Source organism: Vibrio sp. 2130-1, assembly GCF_033339515.1.
This window is the reverse complement of sequence record NZ_JAWOUT010000404.1, coordinates 1-633: the sequence shown is the minus strand read 5'-3', so window position 1 is coordinate 633 and position 633 is coordinate 1. Positions and strand designations below refer to the sequence as shown.

Genomic DNA, 633 nt, shown 5'->3' with positions numbered 1-633 from the left:
AGGTATAACTTGCGCTTGATTGAAAGTCTTTAATCTTGTTGATAATCCTCCTTCAATATGAACTAAAGTGAATGTGACCTATTGAGTTCTCAAACTCATTGAGATGGGAGCAATAGGCAAAAAACTTACTCTGTATGGAGATGACCGATGAACAAAAACTGGATCCCCATTGCCCTATCTGGGCTTGCTTTAACGGGGTGTTTTTCTGAAGAAGCTAAAGAAGCCGTCGCCGAGCCACTCAAAGTAACCGCCGCAGACAAAATTTATTATGGTGGCGACATCCTAACCATGGCAGGCGATAAGCCAGAGTACGCCGAAGCCGTCGCGACATTAGGCAAGAAAATCATTTATGTCGGCAGCAAAGATGGAGCGATGGAACACAAGTTCGGTAAAACACAGTTGGTCGACTTAAAAGGCAAAACTATGTTGCCTGGCTTTGTTGATCCGCACAGTCATGTGTATGGCGTTGGTCTACAAGCCATGGTCGCAAACGTACTACCATCTCCTGATGGCGAAGCCGATACCGTTGCGAAAATCATCGAAACTCTGAAAAATGCCGAGAACAATAATACGCAACGCCTATTCATTGAGAAAACCGGATGGATTTTAGGTTTTGGTTACGACGACGCCCAA

Annotated in this window: 1 protein-coding gene; it reads left to right on the top strand. The window is 44.7% G+C overall.

Features of this window, described 5'->3' with window-relative positions:
* Nucleotides 1–147 precede the first annotated feature (147 nt).
* A partial coding sequence (locus R7Q09_RS26490; protein ID WP_318143986.1) for an amidohydrolase family protein occupies nucleotides 148–633 on the top strand: 486 nt, incomplete at its 3' end.